This is a genomic window from Thermogutta sp., assembly GCF_014359955.1.
In the GTDB taxonomy this organism is placed as follows: Bacteria; Planctomycetota; Planctomycetia; order Pirellulales; family Thermoguttaceae; genus Thermogutta.
The window spans coordinates 1-1,139 of record NZ_JACIYL010001077.1; the positions used below are offsets into that span (position 1 = coordinate 1).

A 1,139-nucleotide genomic window follows, 5' to 3' on the forward strand; every position below is an offset into this window, starting at 1 on the left:
CACCAGGGATCGTGCTCGTAAATGACCACCGGCGGTGGACTCGACTCACGAATCACAATGGGGCGGTCATTACTGGGCTGGCGACGCAGAGGCGGCTCCTGCATCGCTTTGATGACGTTGACGCTCACACCCTCTTTCTGGAGGCGGATAATATCATCCGTGGTCGGCTGACGAACCATCCCGTTGATGCGGATCTGATTGACGATGAGTTCCTCGGCGACGCCGGCCTTGGTCATAGCGATGACGTCATCGAATGTGACAGCCCCCGCAGGGATTTCCCGGCCAAGCTGCTGGGCGATCAGTGCACGGTTTTGCGCCTCCATTTCATCAAGGCTGTCGCCGACTGCCGAGCCAGCAAGGGCACCGACCCCAGCGCCGATGGCGGTTCCGGCGAGGGTATTTCCAGCCGCGTTTCCCACAATGGCCCCCGTCCCGGCTCCGAGAAGTCCGCCGAAAAGGGCCCCCCGCTCAGCATGCGTCGTGGCACATCCAGCTGTGAAAAGAGAAATCGGCAGAAACAGCCAGAACAGACCGAAGCAAAACGAGGAACGGCGGGTGAGCGTCATCCGTGCGGACTCCTGAAAGCTGCGTTCAGGCGGACATCCTTGCCGAAAGGCGATCAAATGCTTCGAGCTTACCAGGCCATTGTATCGGCAAAACCACGAAAAATTTCTAACCGGCCACATTGGCCTGGTAAGATAGGCGATTTTTACGGGCGAGTCAAGATTGTTTAACCCAATGAGCCGAGCGCGATGAAAAACGCCGAAGGCCTCGACACGACCTTCGGCGGCTTCCTGCCTCGGGGACGATTGTTTGCGGATCTGATCCGTCCCTTCTCATTCGTTTACATTGAGCGAAAATCGCGGAGAAAGTCGGGGCGACCGGATTTGAACCGGTGACCTCTTGCACCCCAAGCAAGCGCGCTAATCCAGGCTGCGCCACGCCCCGAGCTTTGAGTCTGTGACTGTTTAACCCCACCGCAGGGGAGGTCACATCGCGTTCGTCTCACCGCTCGTCTCTCGATTACTTTATCCGATTTTGCTCCGGCTGACAACTCCGCCGAAGGAGATTTCGCCCGGTTTGTTACCCGCCCATGGGACAAAGCGCCGATCTGGAACCGGCTTGTGCGGGAATCGGTT

Annotated in this window: 1 protein-coding gene and 1 tRNA gene; both read right to left on the minus strand. The window is 58.4% G+C overall.

Annotation, left to right across the window (positions count from 1 at the left end; genetic code table 11):
* Nucleotides 1–566: glycine zipper domain-containing protein (locus H5U08_RS19475; RefSeq protein ID WP_297037046.1), on the minus strand; the 566-nt coding region annotated here is incomplete at its 3' end.
* A gap of 306 nt (nt 567–872) precedes the next feature.
* Nucleotides 873–948: transfer RNA gene (locus H5U08_RS19480), tRNA-Pro, on the minus strand.
* Nucleotides 949–1,139: the final 191 nt, after the last annotated feature.